This is a genomic window from Rhodopseudomonas sp. B29, assembly GCF_000333455.1.
GTDB lineage: Bacteria > Pseudomonadota > Alphaproteobacteria > Rhizobiales > Xanthobacteraceae > Rhodopseudomonas.
Window position 1 is genome coordinate 1 of record NZ_BADD01000017.1, and the last position, 18,902, is coordinate 18,902.

The following is an 18,902-nucleotide window of genomic DNA, read 5'->3' on the forward strand; positions in this document are numbered from 1 at the left end:
TGCGCGCGGGTGGCCGGCGCCCTGCGAGCTTCAAATAAGGCCGCGGCTCCGCTACATCAGCGGGCAATACGCCCGATATCGGCATGTCCGCCGTCCCACCTCGTCAGAGACCGATGAAGATCACCCAAGCGTTCCGGTTCGAAGCCGCCCACCATTTGCCGCATGTCCCCGAGACCCACCGTTGCCGGCGGCTGCATGGCCATTCCTATCGGGTGGAGCTCGAACTCACGGGCAAGGCTGACCCGGTGACCGGCTTCGTGCAGGACTTCTTCGAGATCGAGGCGGCGTTTGGACCGGTGCTGGCCCGGCTCGACCATTATTGCCTCAACGATGTCGAAGGCCTGGAAAACCCGACCGCGGAAAACATCGCGGTCTGGATCTGGCGCCAGGTCAAGTCGCAGCTGACGCAGCTGTCGAAAGTCCGCGTCTATGAGACGCCGGACTGCTGGGCGGACTACGTGGGCGAAGATGAGTAATCGTTATGGCCGGCACGAGGCCGGCCATGACGAAGCGCTGTGAAGAACTCAGCAAAACCAGCGATCAGCCTATTACTCACCGAGACGTCGCTGCGGCAGCCGCGGCGCGGCCGCGATCTTCCTCGGTCTGCTCTTCCCAGCGCAGGATCGTGGCGTACAGCGTCTTGAACTTTGCCTGGGTGTCGCCGTCGAACATCGGATCCTTGCTGGCCGCGATGCGCGCGTCGATCGTGGCCCAGTCGTCCTTGGTCAAGGTTTCGAGGGCGGCCGGGAACAACAGTTGCTCTTCCTTGGCCATGTGGCGGCGCTGATGCTCGAGGAAATCCTGGGCCGCGGCGTGGAAGGTCTGACGCGGCAATTCCTGATCGGCCAGCACATCGTCCACGACCTTGGCAAATTGCGCCAGCCGTTCGCCTTCGAGCGCGTGCTCGGCTTCGACATCGCCGACCGCGCCGGCCACCGCCGGATTGCGCTGCTTCAAGATCTGATACACCACATCTTCCTTGGGATGGTGGCAGGCTTCCGGGTATTCGCGGAAGTACTCGATGATCGCCTGGAAGATCTCGTAGTCGGGCCGCTCACGGCGATCGAACACGCTGAGTTCGTGCTCCAGCACGTCGAGTAGCCGCGCGATGTTGCGATGCTCTTCGTTCAGCAATTCAATGATTCGGGACATAGCCGACCTCGATGAGTGTCGCCGATCGCACAGCCTCGAAGCGGTTGCGGCATGATCGGCAGCCGGAACATAGTGCCGCCGGCAAGCCAATCCTTGCGCCAGATCAATGGTCGTAAGCGTCACTCAGTCGCGCGACAGCGAGACTGCGCGTAGCCGCAGCGCGTTGCCGATCACGCTGACCGACGACAGCGACATCGCTGCCGCGGCGATGATCGGCGACAGCAGCAGCCCGAATGTCGGGTAGAGAATGCCGGCGGCGATGGGGATGCCCGCCGAATTGTAGATGAATGCAAAGAACAGATTCTGCCGGATGTTGTGCATCGTCGCCCGCGAGAGGTTACGCGCGCGGACGATGCCGCCGAGATCGCCTTTGAGCAGTGTCACACCCGCGCTTTCCATCGCTACGTCCGTGCCGGTGCCCATTGCGATGCCGACGTCGGCAGCGGCCAACGCCGGCGCGTCATTGACGCCGTCGCCCGCCATAGCGACGACGCGGCCCTCCCTGCGTAGCTTTTCCACAACTGCGCTCTTTTGATCAGGTAGCACTTCGGCTTCGACATCGGTGATGCCGAGCTTGCGCGCCACGGCGTTCGCCGTAACGCGATTATCGCCGGTCAGCATGATCACCTTGATGCCGTCGGCGCCGAGCGCCTTCAGTGCATCCGGGGTTGAGGCCTTCACCGGATCGGCGATGGCGACGAGACCGGCAAGGCGGCCGTCGATCGCGACGTGCACCACGGTGGCACCGTCACTGCGCAGCTCGTCGGTCTTGCGGCGGCAGCGGCTGCGTCTCAACGCCGAGCGAGCCGAGATAGGCCGGGTTGCCGATCGCCATCGTCTTGCCTTCGACCTTGCCGGTGGCGCCTTTGCCGGCCGGTGCGTCGAAGCCGTCGACCTTGGCGAGGTCGAGCTTGCGCTCTTGCGCCGCGACCACAATCGCGTGGGCGAGGGGATGTTCGCTGGCGCGCTCGACGCTGGCGGCTAGGCGCAGCAGTTCGGGTTCGTCGAAGCCTTCGGCGGTGACAACTGCCGTGACCTTCGGCTTGCCTTCGGTGAGCGTGCCGGTCTTGTCGATCACCAGCGTGTCGATCTTCTCCATCCGCTCCAGCGCCTCGGCGTTGCGGATCAGCACGCCCTCGTGGGCACCGCGGCCGACGCCGACCATGATCGACATCGGCGTGGCGAGGCCGAGCGCGCAGGGGCAGGCGATGATCAGCACGCTGACGGCGGCGACCAGCGCGAATGTGAGACGGGGCTCGGGACCGAACGTCGCCCAGGCGGCGAAAGCGATCACCGCGGCGAGCAGCACAGCCGGCACGAACCAGCCAGCGACATGATCGGCGACGCGCTGGATCGGCGCGCGCGAACGCTGTGCTTGCGCTACCATCTGGACGATGCGCGCCAGCATCGTGTCTCGGCCGACCTGCTCGGCGCGCATCACGAAGCCGCCGGACTGATTGATCGTGCCGGCCACCACCTTGCCGCCCGCCCCGCGCGTCACCGGCATCGACTCGCCGGTGACCATCGACTCGTCGAGCGTCGAGCGCCCCTCGACGATGACGCCATCGACCGGCACCTTCTCGCCTGGGCGCACGCGCAGCTGATCGCCAACCACGAGGCTGTCGAGCGCAACCTCGTGCTCGCTGCCGTCGGCTTCGATCTTCCGCGCCGTCTTGGGCGCGAGGCCCAGCAGTGCCTTGATGGCACCCGAGGTGGCTTCGCGGGCGCGCAGTTCCAACACCTGGCCGAGCAGCACCAGCACGGTGATCACAGCGGCGGCCTCGAAGTACACCGGCACGGTGCCGTGGCTGCGGAACGCGGGCGGGAACAGCTGCGGCGCCAGCGTGGCGACGAGGCTGTAGACGTAAGCCACTCCGGTGCCCATTGCGACCAGCGTGAACATGTTGAGGTTGCGAGTCACCACGGACTGCCAGCCGCGCACGAAGAACGGCCAGCCGGCCCACAGCACGACGGGCGTCGCGGTGGCGAGCTGAATCCAGTTCGACAGCACCGGATCGATCAGGCCGTGGCCGCCGACCAGATGCCCGCCCATCTCCAGCACGACGGCGGGCAACGCTAGTACCAGGCCGATCCAGAACCGCCGCGTCATGTCGACCAGCTCGGGATTGGGCGCGTCGTCGAGCGACACAAGTTCGGGCTCGAGCGCCATGCCGCAGATCGGGCAGGTGCCCGGGCCGATCTGGCGGATCTGCGGATCCATCGGGCAAGTGTAGATCGTGCCCTCCGGCATCGCCGGTTCGGGGCTGGCCTTCGATTTGTCCAGATAGGAGACCGGATCGGCGGCGAATTTCTCGCGGCAACGCGCGGCGCAGAAGTAATAGGTCTGGCCCTGATAGTCGAAGCGATGCTTGGCCGTCGCCGGGGCGACACTCATGCCGCACACCGGATCGATCACCTTGGCGGAATCAGCCGCGGCGTCCTCGTGGTGATGGTGATGATGCGCGTGGCCACCGTGATCGTGATCGCCGCCGCAGCAGGAGGTGGGCGCCGAGAAGTCGGTGAGCTGGTGCAGTTTCGGCGCCGCCTTTGGCGGCAGCGCGAACGGCTTCGCTGCCTTGGCGAGGACGCCCTCGGGATCGGCCGCGAACTTGGTGCGACAGCCGTCGCAGCAAAAGTGATAGGTCGTGCCTTTGTACTCGAACTGATGCTTGCTGGTCGCGACAGTCACGCTCATGCCGCAGACCGGGTCGGTCGCGGTCTCGGCCGGTGCTGCCGCGGCTTTGTCGTGTCCACCGCAGCAGGACGACGCCTTCTCCATCGCGCCCACCTTTGATCCACAGCAAGCCTGATCCGCCGCGCCGTGTTCCTGTGCCGCCTGATCCTTGTCTTGCATGATGCACCTCGGCGCTTGTAACCCATACCCTGTTGGGGTATATATCGCGCATGGACAGCGACAGCAAGGCTTCATGTCAAAAGCGCCTCGGCCGGATCGAGGGCCAGGTGCGCGGCATCTCCAAGATGTTGGAAGAGGGCCGCTATTGCATCGATATCGTCACGCAAATCTCGGCGGTGCGCGCGGCGCTGCGCCGAGTCGAAGAAGAAGTACTGAAGGAACACGTCGCCCACTGCGTCGAGCACGCGATCAAAAGCGGCGACAAAGCCGATCAGCGCCAGAAGATCGCCGAACTGATGGACGTGATCAGAAGGTCGGATCGCTAATCAGCATCGGACCCGTCATGGCCGGGCTCGTCCCGGCCATCCACGGACACGCGCACTGCAGCCCTTCGTGGATGCCCGGGACAAGCCCGGGCAAGACGAAGTAAGTGCGTACGTCAGGCCTCGACGCGCGTCGAGTTAACTGCCCCGTGACGCCGCTTCTTCGCCGGGGCGCCGAACAGCGACTTCTTCACGACGCTGAAGCCGGCGGATAGCTGGTTGAGTCCGCAGGAGACAGGGTCGCTGTCACAGGCGAATTTCGGCGCCGGCCTGGGCGTGGGTTTTTCGGCATTCCGCGGCTTGCTGGCGACGCGCGAGCGCTCAGTTCGCGGCTTCGGTTTGGCGGCCGGCTTTAGCGGCTTATCCACAGCCAATCGCGGCTTTGGCTGTGGCACCGGCTCGCTACGCGGCGGCTCGGTCTGCAACGCAGCGATCTGTGCCTGCTGCCTCTGCTTCTCGGCGAAGGCCGCCGCGATCAGTTGGCGGCGGCGCTGGTCGAGAAACTCGGTGTACTGCTCGTCCATCTTGCGCAGCTCTTCGGTGGTCGGACTGGGGCCGGCGATGTCGAAGCTGCGGTTCTGCATAAAGTCGAAATAAGTGTAGCCGCCGCCGGGCTTGCGGCGGCCGGGAAATTTCGCGTCGCATTGCGAGGTCAGTGCCGCCTTGGCGTCGGCGGTCGTCGCGGTGTTGGCGCCTTTTTCGATGCAATCTTCGTAATCGACCGGCTTGCTCGACCACCATTCGGCATGGGCACGCAACGGCAGCGCCGCGACCGCAAGCAGGATCGCAGCGTGCACGACAACGCGATGACGAATGCCGGTCAATGGCGCCCCCGAGCCCACACCTCGGGCCGATTTCGGCCGTGCAGAGCGGTTTTGTCAAGCCGCCGGTCTGCGGCTGCGTTGCAACTGCCGGGGCTTCAACTCACATGGAACTCGACATTGACCTGGCCGCTGCCGCTCGAGGGGAAATAATCGCAGAGCTGCTCGGCCGCGCCGTGATAGGCGTCCCAGCCGAGCGCGGCGAACAGCATGATGGTGTCGCCCATGCCGCCTTCGCCGTTGCACTTGACGGCGTAGTCCGGAAGCATCGCGATGAACTCGGCATAGCGCCGCTCCTGCCACAGCTGCAGCACGCGCAGATCGACCTGACGGTTGAACTCGCTGGCGATGCTGGTCCAAGCGTCGGGACCGAGATCCTTGTTCGGCCACAGCCGATGCGACAGCGATCCCGAGGCCAGGATCGCGACGCGCTCATCGGACTGATCGATGGCACGGCGCACCGCTTCGCCGAGCGCGCGGCTCTCGTCCAGCGTGGTGAACAGCGGCTGCGCGATCGAGACGACTTTGGCCCAGCCGTCGGGGTTGAGATAGTGCATCGGCACGATGGTGCCGTATTCGAGCCCGAGCGTCGGCACTTTGTGGGCTAGCACCTTGAGGCCTGTGCCCTGCGCCTGTGCGGCGATGGCTTCTGCCAGCGCAGTATCACCTGGCAGGTCGTAGCGCAGATCCTGGATCATATGCGGCGCTTCGTGGCTGGTGAACGAGCCGCGATGCTGCGCATTGGCGTTGATGTGATAGCCGAAGTTCGACAGCCAGTGCGTATCGAACACCACGAAGGTGGTCACTTCGCGCGTTCGCGCGCGGCGGCCGAGTTCGCATAGCGCCTCGACAGCGGGCGCGCGCGCCTGCTTGAGGGGACTATCGGGAGCCTCCGATAGCATCAGCGACGGCACGTGGCTGACTTTGGCGGCGAGGACCAGCTTGCCCATGTTCAGACGTCCTGACGATGGGCTGACTACTCGGCGCTTTCGAACTCTTTCTGATGCAGCCAGGCCGTGTGGCGCGGCGGCTTCTTGGTTTCCGCCCACTCGTCCACCATGGCGTGGGCGACGTCCTTCATCTGCGCCATCTGTTCGGCGGTCGCCGTCCAGGCTGCCACTTCGAGGCGGTGGCCGCTGGGGTCGCGGAAATAGATCGATCGGAAGATGGTGTGGTCGGTCGGGCCGACGACGTCGAGCCCGTCGGCCTCGGCACGCGCCTTGGCCTCATTCAGCGCATCGAGGTCGCCGACCTGGAAGGCGATGTGCTGGACCCAATCCGGCGTGTTCGGATCACGGCCCATCGGCGGCGAATTCGGCAGTTCGAAGAATGCCAGGATATTGCCGGCGCCGGCATCGAGGAAGATATGCATGTATGGATCAGGCGCCTTGGTGGAGGGCACCCTGTCTTCGGCGATGGCGCCGATCAGCTCCATGCCCATCACGCGGTTGTAGAAAGCGACGGTCTCTTTGGCGTCGCGGCAGCGATAGGCGACGTGATGAATCTTCTGGAGCTGCATCGAGTCCTCCCGGATTGGTCTTGCTTGTGATCCGCAGTGGATCAGAGCCGCATCCGGGAGGTTTGATGTGGATCAACCGGCGCCGCGCCTGCGCCGCAGGCGACGGCCGCGCCTGACGCGTATCAGGCAGCGTGCTCGGCCGAGACCGTCCGGTCGTTTTCGATGTGATCAAGCTCGGAGAGCTTGGTCGTAGATTTGCCGCGGCACGACCAGGAGATCAACGCCTCGTCGCCATTGATCGACAGGATGATACCGGTGACGCTGCCATGCGCGGTTACCTCGTCGCCCACCGAAAATGTCTCGTTGGCCAGCGCAGCTTCGAGGGCGGCGCGCAGGCAGATGTCCTGATTGCCACCGGCGGCGCGGAATGCCGCATTCGCCTTGGCGACCATATCGTCGGTAACTGTGAGCTTGTGGGTCATTGTCGTTCACCTCGATCGGTCTGGTCGGCGCGGATGCCGAAGGTGCTGATTGGTGAGGGCGTCGGCGATACCAACTTGCCTCGCGCAATTGGTATTTTCCGTAAACGTCGCGCGCATCCTCGGTCGTTACCGGAGGGGATGATGTCAGGGTAGGTATCTTAGCACCGAGCGGCGCAGTCGATTTGATGTGCGTCAAAACAAAACGCGCGCCGAAGCGCGCGTTGCAGGGCCGAAGCGGTGAGGGCGGCTTACACCGCGATCGAGTGCCGCACCGAAGAGTTACGCAAATAAGTGTCGAACACTGACGCCACCACGCGCGACAGCCGCACGCCTTCGGGCGTCAGCGTCAGCTTGCTGCCGCTGCGCACCACCGCGCCGTCACGCTCGAGTTCGGCGAGGCCGTCGAGCTCTGGCGTGTACCAGTCGTCCGCATAGCCGAACGCCTTGCCGGCTGCGGCGAGATCGACCTTGCCGTCGCACATGATGCGTTCGATGACATGGGCGCGCAAATTGTCCTGCTGGGTCAACCCATGGCCGCGCGCCACCGGCAGATTGCCGGCCGCCACCGCACGCGCCCAGGCGCCGGTCTCGACGATGTTCTGCACATAGCCGCTCGGGGTGCGGCCGATCGAGGTGGCGCCGATGCCGATCAGCGTCTGCGCGGCGTCGGAGGTGTAGCCTTGGAAATTGCGGTGCAGTTCGCCGGTCTTGGCGGCGATCGCCAGCGAGTCCTCCGGCAACGCGAAGTGATCGATGCCGATGCGCACATAGCCGCCCTTGACCAGCGCTTCGCCGGCGGCGTCGGCCTGCTCGGCGCGTAGCTCCGGCTTCGGCAGCGAGTCGTCCGGGATCATGCGCTGGTTCTTGGCGACCCACGGCACATGCGCGTAGCCGAACAGCGCCACGCGGTCGGGCCGCATCTCGACGCATTGCTCGACGGTGCGGCGCAGGTCGGACGAGGTCTGGTAGGGCAGGCCGTAGATCAGATCGAAATTGATGCGTTCGACGCCGCCGGCCTTGAAGAGCTGCATGGCGCGCGCCACCATTTCGGGCGGCTGGATGCGGTTGATGGCGGCCTGGACCTTGGGGTCGAATTCCTGCACGCCGAAGCTGGCGCGAGTGAAGCCGAGTTCGCCGATCTTGGCGGCCATGCTCTCCGTCAGCGTGCGCGGGTCGCTCTCGATGGCGATCTCGGCATCGGGCAGGAACTCGAAACGCTCGCGCAGCAGCGTCATCACCGCGCCGAGATCCTGTGGATCGATGACGGTCGGCGTGCCGCCGCCGAAATGCAGATGCCGCACCGGCATGGTGCCAGGCATCGCGTCGGCCAGAAGGTTGATTTCGTCGATCAGGCTCTCGACATAATCGGCGACCGGGCCGTATTTCGACGCCAGCTTCATGTTGCAGCCGCAGTACCAGCACATCTGTTTGCAGAACGGTACGTGCAGATAAAGCGAGATCGGTTCGTCGGTATCGAGCTGGGCGAGCCAGCCGCGATAGATCGACTCCGGGAAATCCTTGGCGAAATGCGGCGCCGTCGGGTAGCTGGTGTAGCGCGGCACCGAACTCTTGGCGTATTTGTCGAGGGCGGAGGTCATCGGCGTTCTCTCAAAATCGCTTCACTGTCAGTGCGCGGACATGGTTTCGGACGGGCTGGTGATTGGTCCCGACCGATGCTTGGCGTAGATGTTGGCGGCGTCGGGGATCGTGGTCCAGTCGGCGACGAAACGGCAGGCCGCATCGCCGCGCGCACCGCACGCCGTCTCACTCACCCGTGTATAGGGCGACACCAATTCGCAAAACAGCCGTTGAAATACGGAGGCGTGCCAGACACAGACCTGATGGTCGGCGTGTTCGCCGGCGCACAAAGGGTTGTTGGCGATCTCGAAAGTGACGGTCTTGCCGGCCTTCGCCGAGAACCGGCCCGAGCCCGCGAACGTCCAGGAATGCGCGCTGATCGCCGAGGTCAGCATCCGTGCGGCGATCTTCGCCGGCATCAGTTTCAGCACGACCTGCGCGAACTTCGGAATCCGATTGGCCAGGATGTAGTCGCCGGTGCGGCGGCCGGCGTCCTCGAGGATCGCGGTTGCCTGCGCCGGCGGCAGCAGCTTGCGGACGGTTTGATGAATCGCCGCGACCGGACGTTCGTCCACCATCGCGCTCGGCGGGTGCGCCAGCCACTCTGTCGCTGCGGCCCGATCGAAGATCTCGGCGGCGGCCGGCTGCAAGCCGGCCGCGTCGAGTGCCTGGATCAACTGGAGGACCGCGTTGGGCCCGATCGCCGCTTTGGGGTGATCGGGTCCTTCGCCGTGTCCAGCAGTCTGTCCGTCAGTGGCGGGTGAGCGAACCTGCGTCATGGGTGGTGTCCGCCATGCGGCTGGTTACGGTCTCCGCCAAGGTTTCCTTGGCGACGTCGCAATTGGTCGGCTCCGTCATCTGCTCGGAGCCGCCGCCGCAGGCCGAAACGATGGCCATTTGCGAGGCCGCGGCTTTGCGCGAGCGATCGGCGTTGGCTTCCCAATCGGCCATTTGTGCGTGCGAGATCTTGCGGGTCTCGTCGAAGTGGAAGTCGACCTTCTTCTTCGACTGCGGACCCCAATAGCCGACGCGGCCGAGATCGTAGAACTTGCGCTCGAAGCCCGCCTTCAGGAATGCCTTCAGACAGCCGAGCAGGTAGCGTCGGCGCCTGCCGGTGCCCGACCACGGATAGGAGAAGAACGCCTTGTACATGTAGAACCGGCGATAATTGTTCATCACCCGGTCGAGCAGTTCGCCGCGCTCCATCGCCGCCGGCTTCACGATCGGCGTGACGAAATTGTACTTGGCGAAGTCGAACACTTCGACCTTGTCGCTGAGTTCCTTGAACAGCGGCGTGAACGGCCACGGCGTGTACATCGACCAGTTGGCGAGGTCCGGCTTCCAGTCCATCGCCATACGATAGGTTTCTTCCAGCGTCTCCGGGGTCTCGGAGTCGAGGCCGACGATGAACTGGGCTTCGACGACGATGCCGGCTTCGCGGAGCAGGCGGATCGCCTTCTTGTTGTCGGAGATCTTGGTCTCTTTGTTGAACAGGTCGAGCTTGAGCTGCGCCGCCGCTTCGGTGCCGAGCGAGACGTGCATCAGGCCGGCTTCATTGTAGAACTTCAGCAGTTGCTCGTCGCGCAGGATGTCGGTGACGCGGGTGTTGATGCCCCACTGCACCTTCTTGTTCAGGCCGCGGGCGATCAGCTCTTCGCAGAACTGAATGAATTTCTTGCGGTTGATGGTGGGTTCTTCGTCCGCGAGGATGAAGAAACCGACCTGATACTTGTTCACCCATTCTTCGATCTCGTCGACGACCTTCTTGGGGTCGCGGACGCGATAGTCGCGCCAGAATTTCCACTGCGAGCAGAACGAACAGGTGAACGGGCAGCCGCGCGCCATGTTGGGAATGGCGACGCGGGTGTTCATCGGGATGTACTTGTACAGCGTCCAGTCGAGGATGCCCCAGTCCGGGCTGATGGCATCGAGGTCTTTCACCGTCGGCGCGGCCGCGGTGGCGACGATCTTGCTCTCGCCGTTCATGCCCTCGGTGTAGGCGAGGCCCTTGATGCTCTCGCGCCCGGCCGGCCAGTTGCCCGCGGCGACTGCGCGGGCCAGCTCGACGACGATCTCTTCACCTTCGCCGCGAACGATCACGTCGACCCACGGCGCCTCGCTCAGCACCTGCTGATACATGAAGGTGGCGTGGACGCCGCCGAGCATCGTGACGATGTTGGGATTGACCTGTTTGGCGACCTTCAGCGTCTCTTCGGCCGCGTAGATCGAAGGCGTGATCGACGTCACCCCGACGAGGTCCGGCTGATAGCTCCGCATGATGTTCGCGAGATCCTCGTTCGAGGTATCTTCGGTCATCGCATCGATGAACTTGATATCGGTGAAGCCGTTGCTTTTCAGTGCGCCCGCCAGATACGGCGCCCAGGCCGGCGGCCAGTGGCCGGCAATCTCGGCGCCACCGGAATGGTAATTCGGGTGAATGAGCAGGATGCGCACAGACTTTCTCCCATCGGGTTGTCAAAAAACGATGACACGTGATGTGTCAATAATTCTTGACGCAAATCAAACAGAGTGGTGTGCTAGTAAGATGGTCCCTCCGGATCACGCGGAGGTGAGCGGTGCGCGCGGCGACCGCTTGCAAGCCTTCAATGCTTTGGGACTTCAGGGTTTGGCGATGTAGCCGTCGTCGTGCTGAAGTGCGTCGAGTGCCTGAACGTTGAGACAATAACGCTGGTACGAGGGCACCAGAGTGCCGGCAGCGATATCGTCATCGCATTCGCGCTTGTGCTCACACACGGCGCAGTTACGCCGCAGGTCGTTGAGCAGCATCGGATCCTTCTCGGCGAGCGCGCGGATGCTGATGCGCAACGCTTCGAGCAGGCACGGCAGCTCTCTTGCGTTGGTGCCCTTGGTAGCGAGCGCGCGCAGTTCGGCCGGCGACAGGCCGAGATCGCGCACCATGTTGGCCATTGCGCGTCCGAACGCCTCGAGTTCGCTGGGGCTGCCGGCGATCTCTTCCCACTCTTTGACGATGTCGGCGACGGCTTCGGGGACGGGCGCTTTATTTGTTGTTGTTTTGCCGGATGAGGTCATGTGCGCCTCCAACGCAACTGCCGGGCTGATATACTCGCGGTGCAAGTCTGTCCCATTGCGCCAGATCAAGGAGTGCGACGCGGTTGCGATGGATCAAGGACAGGTCGTATCGTGCGACGCGCGTTGCGCTACGAGACGAACGACATCGGTTCGCATCAGACGAACCGGACACGGGAGGTCAGCCTTGCTGCTAGGGCTTTTTGCCGACATCCACGCCAACCGACAGGCGTTTGCGACCTGCCTCGCTGACGCGCGTCAGAAGGGCGCCGAGCGCATCGTGCTGCTCGGCGACTATGTCGGCTACGGCGCCGATCCGGAATGGGCGGTCGCTCAAGTGATTGAACTCGTCGCCGGCGGAGCGCTGGCGGTCATGGGTAATCACGACAGTGCCGTCGGCAATCCGCGCGAGCAGATGAATGCGATGGCTGAATCGGCGATCGAGTGGACACGCGGCCAGCTCGATCTGGCGCAGCAGAAGTTTCTCGCCGATCTGCCGATGCAGCGTAGCGAAGGCAATCTGTTGTTCGTGCACTCCGAAGCGACCCGGCCGGAAGGCTGGATCTATGTCACCGATACCTCGATCGCCTCGCGCAGCATGCAGGCGGTGTCGGCGCATGTCACCTTCTGCGGCCACGTCCACAAGCCGGCGCTGTATTCGCTTTCGGTCACCGGCAAGATGACGACCTTCGTGCCGACCACCGACGTGCCGGTGCATCTGCTGCCCGGCCGGCAATGGCTTGCCGTGCTCGGCTCGGTCGGCCAGCCGCGCGACGGCAATCCGGCGGCGGCCTATGCGCTGTACGACACCGACAAGCACGAACTCACTTACTGCCGCGTTCCCTATGACGTCGCCGGCGCGGCGCGCGCCATCCGCGATAACGGCCTGCCGGTGTTTCTCGCCGAGCGGCTCGCCGCCGGGCGCTAGAGCATGAGCGCGCCGCTGCTCGAACCCGGTGCGAGGGTCGACGGCTTCGTCATCGAGGAGGCGATTCATCGCGGCGGCATGGCGACGCTGTTCAAGGTGCATCGCGACGGCGATCCGATGCCGATGGTGATGAAGATCCCGCGCATGGGCGAGGGCGAAGACCCGGCGGCGATCGTCAGCTTCGAGATGGAGCAGATGCTGATGCCGCGGCTGTCGGGGCCGCACGTCCCGCAGTTCGTCGCGATGCAGGACTTTTCAACGCAGCCTTACATCGTCATGGAGCGTATCGCCGGCGAGCCGCTTCTGGCGCGGCTGCCCGATCTGCCGCTGCCTTACGACGAAGCCGTGGCGATCGCCGCCGAGGTGGCGCGCGCCATCGCCGATCTGCACCGCCAGCACGTCGTCCATCACGACATCAAGCCGAGCAACATCATGTTCCGGCCGGGCGGCGAGGCGGTGCTGCTCGACATGGGGCTGGCCTGCAGCGACCGTCTGCCGGACCTGATGCAGGAGGAATTCCGCTTGCCGTTCGGCACCGCGCCCTACATGGCACCGGAGCGGCTGCTCGGCGTGCGCGACGATCCACGCAGCGATCTGTTTGCGCTCGGCGTGATGCTTTACTTCTTCACCACCGGCGTCCGTCCGTTCGGCGAGACCGAGACGATGTACGGCATGCGCCGCCGATTGTGGCGCGATCCCTATCCGCCGCGCAAGCTACGCGCCGACTATCCGCCGTGGCTGCAGGAAGTCGTGCTGCGCTGTCTGGAGATCCAGCCGGAGTGGCGCTATCCGACCGCCGCGCAGGTCGTATTCGATCTCACCCATCCGGGCGAGGTCAAGCTCACCATGCGCTCGGAGAAGCTCAAGCGAGATCCGCTCAAGACCGTACTGCGCCGCCGTTTCAACAAAGAGCTGACGCAGCCGCGCCGTGCCGAAACGATGGCGGCGCATCTGGCGTCCGCGCCGATCGTCGCGGTGGCGATCGACGTGTCGGAAAGCAACGCGGCGCTCAACGACGAGCTGCGTGCGACCACCCAGCGGATGCTCGCCACCCTGCCGTGGGCGCGGGCTCGCCTGCCCTCACGTGCTGAAGCTCGGCCGCATGACCATTCACCGCACGCTCGACGAGCACGGCCACAACAAACACGTCGATCGCCTTGTGGCGCTGCGCCACTGGGCCGAGCCGCTGAAGCTCGCCGACGAGCAGCTGACCGTTCACGTGCTCGAAGCCGTCGATCCGGCGGCGGCGATCCTGGAATTCGCTCAGGCCAGCCGCGTCGATCACATTCTGATCGGCGCCCGGCAAAGCTCGCTCAAGCGTACGTTGCTCGGCAGCGTCTCGGCCAAGGTCGCCGGAGAGGCATCTTGCACGGTGACGATCGTACGTCACGCTGCCCCGGTGCAGCCGCGCGGCATCGCACCCCGCGCCGAAGCGCAGGAAGCCTGACCTTCTAACCAAATGTGAACGCTGTTCTGCTGGCCCGCGGCTGCGAAGCTGGCGGTGCGGGATCAGTTCAGCAGATCATCAGACGGTCATCGACGGCTGCTACGCCCGGAGTCGACCACGCGGCGTTCTGGGCGGCGCGGCGCTCGTCCCAGGTATCGACGCTGCCTTCCAGAACCACGACGTTGCCGTTCCTCACCGTCACCCGGATCCCTTTCGATCCGATTTCCGCATGACGCTGGAGCGCGGATTCGAGCTTGGTGCGGATGCAGGTATGATCGCCGAGCGGATTGTTGATGACGATGTTGTTGGTGACGCCGAGCACGCCGGCAAGCTTGCGGACGTCGTCCTCTGCCGCCGCCCGCTCGTAGTGCCAATCGACGGTGCCGCTCAGCGTGATCCAGCCGTTCTCGACCTGCACTTCGACACACGACGCCGGTACCAATACGTTCCAGTCGAGGATTGCAGCGGCGCGCTGCGCGATCTCGTCGTCATCGGTGTTGTGGAATGGATTGCGCACCTCGATGTGTTCGGAGATCGCATGCACGCCCTTGACGCGCCGCGTCGCGGCGATCGCCGCGAGCTTCTCCGCGTAGCTGATGACGTGCCCGGTCAAAATCACGACATCGTTTTCGACCGCAACGCGAATGTGTCCGCTGTTGAAGCTGGGATCGAACTCGAATTCGTCGAGAATGGATTGACGAAGCTGGGACTCGCACATGATGGGCCTCAGGAGTACCGCCGCGCTGAACGGCGGCATCATCATGTCTTGCACCTCAAACACATTGATCCCAATCAAGAAGGAACTTTGTGGTGCTTGATCCAGGTCAATCGTCATGCGGTCCGCATGCTGCCAACTCGTTGCGCCGACTGCATGATAACCACGTGGACGTTTAGAGCGGCTCCATCGAATGGATGCCGAATAAACGCTCACATTGCGTGTCGTTCGCGCACGACGATGTCAATCGGAGCTGACACAAATAGATTCCGCTCCGAGCAAACCGCCGATCGATGACCGCAGGAACGCGCGTCGTAGTGACGACGCTCTTCGGCGCGTTCAGCGAACTACCAAGTGGAGACGATGATGGCTGACGTTCTGTCCGACGATCTGTTGCAGAAGATGGACGCCTATTGGCGCGCCGCGAACTACTTGTCCGTCGGACAGATCTATCTGCGCGACAATCCGCTGCTCGAGCAGCCGCTGCGTCTCGAACACGTCAAGCCGCGGCTGCTGGGCCATTGGGGCACCACGCCGGGGCTCAACATGCTCTACGTGCACCTGAATCGCCTGATCACCGCGCATGATCTCGACATGATCTACATCATCGGGCCGGGCCACGGTGGCCCTGGTCTGGTGGCGAACTCCTACCTCGAAGGCAGTTACACCGAGCGCTACCCGGCGATCGAACGCAGCCGCAACGGCATGCAGCGGTTGTTCCGCCAGTTCTCCTGGCCGCACGGCGTGCCGAGCCACGTCTCGCCGGAAACGCCCGGCTCGATCCACGAAGGCGGCGAACTCGGTTACTCGCTGGCGCATGCCTACGGCGCGGCGTTCGACAATCCGAACCTCATCGTCGCCTGCGTGGTCGGCGATGGCGAGGCCGAGACCGGCGCGCTGGCGACGAGCTGGCACTCCAACAAGTTCCTCAACCCGGCGCGGGACGGCGCCGTGTTGCCGATCCTCCACCTCAATGGCTTCAAGATCGCCAACCCGACCGTCCTGGCGCGCATCACGCCGCAGGAACTGACTGACTTGATGCGCGGCTACGGCTACGAGCCCTATGTGGTCGAAGGCAGCGAGCCGGTGGCGGTGCACCAGGCTCTCGCCGAGACGCTCGAACGCGTGTTGGCGGAAATCCGCAGCATCCAAAGCCGCGCCCGCAGCGGCGGCCCAATCGAGCGTCCGCGTTGGCCGATGATCGTGCTGCGCACGCCGAAGGGCTGGACCGGTCCGAAGGAGGTCGACGGCAAGCCGGTCGAAGGCACTTGGCGCGCCCATCAGGTGCCGATAGCCGAATTCACCAAGCCGGAGCACCTGTCCCAGCTCGAAGCCTGGATGCGCAGCTACAAGCCCGAGGAGTTGTTCGACCAGACCGGCAAGCTGCGTGCCGATCTCGAAGTCTTGGCGCCGACCGGCCATCGCCGCATGAGCGCCAATCCGCACGCCAATGGCGGCGAATTGCTGCGGCCGCTGGCGCTGACGGATTTCCGCAACTACGCGGTGAAGCTCCCCGCTCCGGGCGCCCTCAAGGCGGAGTCGACGCGCGTACTCGGTACCTTCCTGCGCGACGTGATGAAGTCCAATCTGGCGTCGCAGAACTTCCGGCTTTTCGGCCCCGACGAGACTGCGTCGAACCGGCTCGACGCGGTGTATCAAGTCTCCGGCAAGGCCTGGATGGCGGAGATCGAGGATGTCGACGTCGATCTCTCTGTCGATGGCCGGGTGATGGAGGTGCTCAGCGAGCATCTATGCCAAGGCTGGCTTGAAGGCTATCTGCTCACCGGCCGCCACGGCCTGTTCTCGTGCTACGAGGCCTTCATCCACATCATCGATTCGATGTTCAATCAGCATGCCAAATGGCTGAAGGCCTGCGAGACGATCCCGTGGCGCAAGCCGATTGCGTCATTGAACTATCTCTTGACCTCTCATGTCTGGCGTCAGGATCACAACGGCTTCTCTCACCAGGATCCGGGCTTCATCGACCACGTCGCCAACAAGAAGGCGAATGTGGTGCGTATCTATCTGCCGCCGGACGCCAACACGCTACTGTCAGTCGCCGATCACTGCCTGAAGAGTCGCAACTACGTCAATCTGATCGTTGCCGGCAAACAGCCGGAATGGCAGTGGCTGGATATCGACGACGCGGTGCGTCACTGCACGCTGGGTGCGGATATCTGGCATTGGGCCAGCAACGACGGCGGTGATCCCGACGTGGTGATGGCGTGCGCCGGCGACGTGCCGACGGTGGAGACGCTGGCGGCGGTGATGTTGCTCAAGGAATACGTCCCGGATATCAAGATCCGTGTGGTCAACGTCGTCGACCTGATGGTGTTGCAGCCGAATACGGAGCATCCGCACGGTCTCGACGATGCCCGCTTCGACGAGCTGTTCACCAAGGACAAGCCGGTGGTGTTTGCCTTCCACGGTTATCCGTGGCTGATCCACCGGCTGACCTATCGCCGGCACAATCACGACAACATCCACGTCCGCGGCTACAAGGAGGAGGGCACCACAACGACGCCGTTCGACATGGTGGTGCTCAACGATCTCGACCGCTATCGCCTCGCGCTCGACGCCATTCTGCGTATCCCGCGGCTGGCCGGCCAGCACGAAGCCGCGACCGCCCGCTATTGGGCGACGATGCAGCGGCACAAGCTGTATATCGGCGAGCACGGTGACGACATGCCGGAGGTGCGCGACTGGCGCTGGCAGCCGTGAGTCTGCTACGAGCGGCAGTTTCGCTTTGAATTGTCAGCTCGTCGCTAACGCGGCATCAACTCTTCGCCCAACCGGCGTGACGGCACGTGCATCTGCACGCGGGTTGTTAACCCGATACTTGCGCGTCGCGCGATATCGCATCGCTCCTCTTAACCGGACGAACGCGGGAGCGGGCGATGGGCGCGCAGCATCAGGTCGAGACCACTCAAGGCGACGCGCAGCGTGAAGGTCTGCTCGGACTTCTCAACTTGCTGGTGATCGACGACGATCCGCTGCAGCGGATGTTGATCGCCGGCGCGGCTGCCAAGGCCGGCTATACGGTCACTGAAGCCAGCTCCTGCGCCGAAGGTATCGCGCTGCTCGGTGACCGCAGCTTCGATTGCATCACGCTCGATCTGTTGCTGGACGACGGTGACGGCGCCGACGTGATGCGGGCGATGGCGGAGGCTCGCTATGCCGGCCCGCTGATCGTGATCAGCGGCATGGACTCGCAGCGCCGCCGCGGCGCCCGGGCGCTTGCTAAGTCGCTCGGCATGGACCTGCTGCAGAGCTTCCCAAAGCCGATCGATCTCGCCGCTCTGCGGATCTCGCTGGCCAACCTGCGCAGCACGGTCGCCGGGCTGCCGATCGTACACTCCTGGGGCGAAGTCACGGGCCCGCGCTTTGATGGCGCGCGCTGATAGGCCTCCTCAACGCCGACTAGGCAATAATCAATCTTAAGTCTTAGTCTGCGCTTACGTGCATCGTTCTTCTTTACACGCAAGATCATTTGAGCCTCGGCACATTGCACCGATCGGCCGCTTTTCGCCTGCCCTGACCGCCGCTTTGTTTCCGGAGAGGGCGTTGGATGTGGAACTCGTACTCCTACGTAGCGCCAAATTAACGAGAGCGTAGGCCGCTCGTCGATAACTGTCAGATTGGCGAAACATTCTCAGTTGGCCGTGCCGTCTTCGCCGGAATCGGCCGGGCTCTCTGAGCGAAAGGCTTGCTGGCATGGACGATCTTCTGCGCGAATTTTTGACGGAGACTTTCGAGAGCCTGGACACGGTTGATAACCAGTTGGTCCGGTTCGAGCAGGAGCCGAACAACGCGAAGATTTTGGACAATGTTTTCCGGCTTGTTCACACGATCAAGGGGACGTGCGGGTTCTTAGGGCTGCCCCGTCTGGAAGCGCTGGCGCATGCCGCCGAGACGCTGATGGGCAAATTCCGCGACGGCATGCCGGTGACGGGTGAGGCGGTGACGCTGATCCTGACCACGATCGACCGGATCAAGGACATTCTGGGCGGGCTGGAGGCGACCGAGGCTGAGCCCGAGGGCGAGGACCGTGACCTGATCGGCGAGCTGGAGCGCTTGTCGATGCGAACGCCCGAG

General features: G+C 64.0%; 16 protein-coding genes and 2 pseudogenes. 7 read left to right on the forward strand and 11 right to left on the reverse strand.

Features of this window, described 5'->3' with window-relative positions:
• Positions 1-113: 113 nt before the first annotated feature.
• A complete protein-coding gene (queD, locus tag I5M_RS00440; RefSeq protein WP_022719603.1) occupies positions 114-476 on the forward strand; it encodes a 6-carboxytetrahydropterin synthase QueD in 363 nt (120 codons plus the stop codon).
• 76 nt (positions 477-552) lie between these two features.
• On the opposite strand, the gene I5M_RS00445 is transcribed toward queD, so the two are convergent.
• Positions 553-1,152, reverse strand: a complete 600-nt coding sequence (locus I5M_RS00445; protein ID WP_022719604.1) for a hemerythrin domain-containing protein — start codon at positions 1,150-1,152, stop codon at positions 553-555.
• A gap of 123 nt (positions 1,153-1,275) precedes the next feature.
• Positions 1,276-3,847, reverse strand: a pseudogene (locus I5M_RS28910) (heavy metal translocating P-type ATPase).
• A 209-nt stretch (positions 3,848-4,056) separates the two neighbouring features.
• On the opposite strand from I5M_RS28910, the gene I5M_RS00455 reads away from it, so the two are divergent.
• Positions 4,057-4,332, forward strand: coding sequence for a metal-sensitive transcriptional regulator (locus I5M_RS00455; protein ID WP_022719605.1), 276 nt, complete (start codon positions 4,057-4,059; stop codon positions 4,330-4,332).
• 113 nt (positions 4,333-4,445) lie between these two features.
• Here I5M_RS00455 and I5M_RS00460 read toward each other — a convergent pair whose 3' ends face one another.
• The 8 genes from I5M_RS00460 to I5M_RS00495 form a co-directional block, all read right to left on the reverse strand.
• Complete coding sequence (locus tag I5M_RS00460) at positions 4,446-5,126, reverse strand: hypothetical protein (RefSeq protein WP_244431893.1); 681 nt, start codon at positions 5,124-5,126, stop codon at positions 4,446-4,448.
• A gap of 122 nt (positions 5,127-5,248) precedes the next feature.
• Entirely contained in the window at positions 5,249-6,100 is an 852-nt protein-coding gene (gene hpaD / locus I5M_RS00465) for a 3,4-dihydroxyphenylacetate 2,3-dioxygenase (RefSeq protein WP_022719607.1), read from the reverse strand.
• Positions 6,101-6,126: 26 nt separating this feature from the next.
• Entirely contained in the window at positions 6,127-6,669 is a 543-nt protein-coding gene (locus I5M_RS00470) for a VOC family protein (protein ID WP_022719608.1), read from the reverse strand.
• A gap of 122 nt (positions 6,670-6,791) precedes the next feature.
• Entirely contained in the window at positions 6,792-7,091 is a 300-nt protein-coding gene (locus I5M_RS00475; RefSeq protein ID WP_022719609.1) for a hypothetical protein, read from the reverse strand.
• Positions 7,092-7,339: 248 nt separating this feature from the next.
• Positions 7,340-8,689 carry an oxygen-independent coproporphyrinogen III oxidase gene (gene hemN / locus I5M_RS00480; protein ID WP_022719610.1) on the reverse strand — a complete coding sequence of 450 codons (1,350 nt, stop codon included), beginning with the start codon at positions 8,687-8,689 and terminating at the stop codon, positions 7,340-7,342.
• Between the two features lie 27 nt (positions 8,690-8,716).
• Positions 8,717-9,448 carry a bacteriochlorophyll 4-vinyl reductase gene (gene bchJ, locus I5M_RS00485; protein WP_022719611.1) on the reverse strand — a complete coding sequence of 244 codons (732 nt, stop codon included), beginning with the start codon at positions 9,446-9,448 and terminating at the stop codon, positions 8,717-8,719.
• Positions 9,420-11,123 (reverse strand): magnesium-protoporphyrin IX monomethyl ester anaerobic oxidative cyclase, encoded by a 1,704-nt coding sequence (gene bchE, locus I5M_RS00490; protein WP_022719612.1) that lies wholly within the window; start codon positions 11,121-11,123, stop codon positions 9,420-9,422. The genes bchJ and bchE overlap by 29 nt, the downstream gene beginning before the upstream one ends.
• Positions 11,124-11,288: 165 nt before the next feature.
• Positions 11,289-11,720 (reverse strand): hypothetical protein, encoded by a 432-nt coding sequence (locus I5M_RS00495; protein ID WP_022719613.1) that lies wholly within the window; start codon positions 11,718-11,720, stop codon positions 11,289-11,291.
• Between the two features lie 184 nt (positions 11,721-11,904).
• On the opposite strand from I5M_RS00495, the gene I5M_RS00500 reads away from it, so the two are divergent.
• Complete coding sequence (locus I5M_RS00500) at positions 11,905-12,645, forward strand: metallophosphoesterase (protein ID WP_022719614.1); 741 nt, start codon at positions 11,905-11,907, stop codon at positions 12,643-12,645.
• Between the two features lie 3 nt (positions 12,646-12,648).
• A pseudogene (locus I5M_RS28915) lies at positions 12,649-14,092 on the forward strand (serine/threonine protein kinase).
• Between the two features lie 67 nt (positions 14,093-14,159).
• On the opposite strand, the gene I5M_RS00510 reads toward I5M_RS28915, so the two are convergent.
• The gene (locus tag I5M_RS00510) at positions 14,160-14,810 is read right to left on the reverse strand and encodes a BON domain-containing protein (RefSeq protein ID WP_031334854.1); all 651 of its coding nucleotides are present in this window, start codon (positions 14,808-14,810) and stop codon (positions 14,160-14,162) included.
• Positions 14,811-15,170: 360 nt separating this feature from the next.
• Here I5M_RS00510 and I5M_RS00515 point away from each other — a divergent pair, with 360 nt between their 5' ends.
• The 3 genes from I5M_RS00515 to I5M_RS28920 all read left to right on the forward strand — a co-directional run.
• Positions 15,171-17,528: a phosphoketolase gene (locus I5M_RS00515; protein ID WP_283804855.1), complete on the forward strand. Its 2,358-nt coding sequence runs from the start codon at positions 15,171-15,173 to the stop codon at positions 17,526-17,528.
• Between the two features lie 176 nt (positions 17,529-17,704).
• Positions 17,705-18,208 carry a response regulator gene (locus I5M_RS00520; RefSeq protein WP_022719617.1) on the forward strand — a complete coding sequence of 168 codons (504 nt, stop codon included), beginning with the start codon at positions 17,705-17,707 and terminating at the stop codon, positions 18,206-18,208.
• A gap of 313 nt (positions 18,209-18,521) precedes the next feature.
• Positions 18,522-18,902, forward strand: a 381-nt coding sequence (locus I5M_RS28920; protein ID WP_040771491.1) for an Hpt domain-containing protein, incomplete at its 3' end; no start/stop codon positions are given.

Bases quoted from the DNA above. Each gene is read 5' to 3' on its own strand.
- I5M_RS00495 (WP_022719613.1), bottom strand. From the start codon at position 11,720: ATGACCTCATCCGGCAAAACAACAACAAATAAAGCGCCCGTCCCCGAA.
- I5M_RS00515 (WP_283804855.1), top strand. From the start codon at position 15,171: ATGATGGCTGACGTTCTGTCCGACGATCTGTTGCAGAAGATGGACGCC.
- I5M_RS00470 (WP_022719608.1), bottom strand. From the start codon at position 6,669: ATGCAGCTCCAGAAGATTCATCACGTCGCCTATCGCTGCCGCGACGCC.
- I5M_RS00510 (WP_031334854.1), bottom strand. From the start codon at position 14,810: ATGTGCGAGTCCCAGCTTCGTCAATCCATTCTCGACGAATTCGAGTTC.
- I5M_RS00455 (WP_022719605.1), top strand. From the start codon at position 4,057: ATGGACAGCGACAGCAAGGCTTCATGTCAAAAGCGCCTCGGCCGGATC.
- hpaD (WP_022719607.1), bottom strand. From the start codon at position 6,100: ATGGGCAAGCTGGTCCTCGCCGCCAAAGTCAGCCACGTGCCGTCGCTG.
- I5M_RS00520 (WP_022719617.1), top strand. From the start codon at position 17,705: ATGGGCGCGCAGCATCAGGTCGAGACCACTCAAGGCGACGCGCAGCGT.
- queD (WP_022719603.1), top strand. From the start codon at position 114: ATGAAGATCACCCAAGCGTTCCGGTTCGAAGCCGCCCACCATTTGCCG.
- I5M_RS00475 (WP_022719609.1), bottom strand. From the start codon at position 7,091: ATGACCCACAAGCTCACAGTTACCGACGATATGGTCGCCAAGGCGAAT.
- I5M_RS00445 (WP_022719604.1), bottom strand. From the start codon at position 1,152: ATGTCCCGAATCATTGAATTGCTGAACGAAGAGCATCGCAACATCGCG.
- bchJ (WP_022719611.1), bottom strand. From the start codon at position 9,448: ATGACGCAGGTTCGCTCACCCGCCACTGACGGACAGACTGCTGGACAC.
- hemN (WP_022719610.1), bottom strand. From the start codon at position 8,689: ATGACCTCCGCCCTCGACAAATACGCCAAGAGTTCGGTGCCGCGCTAC.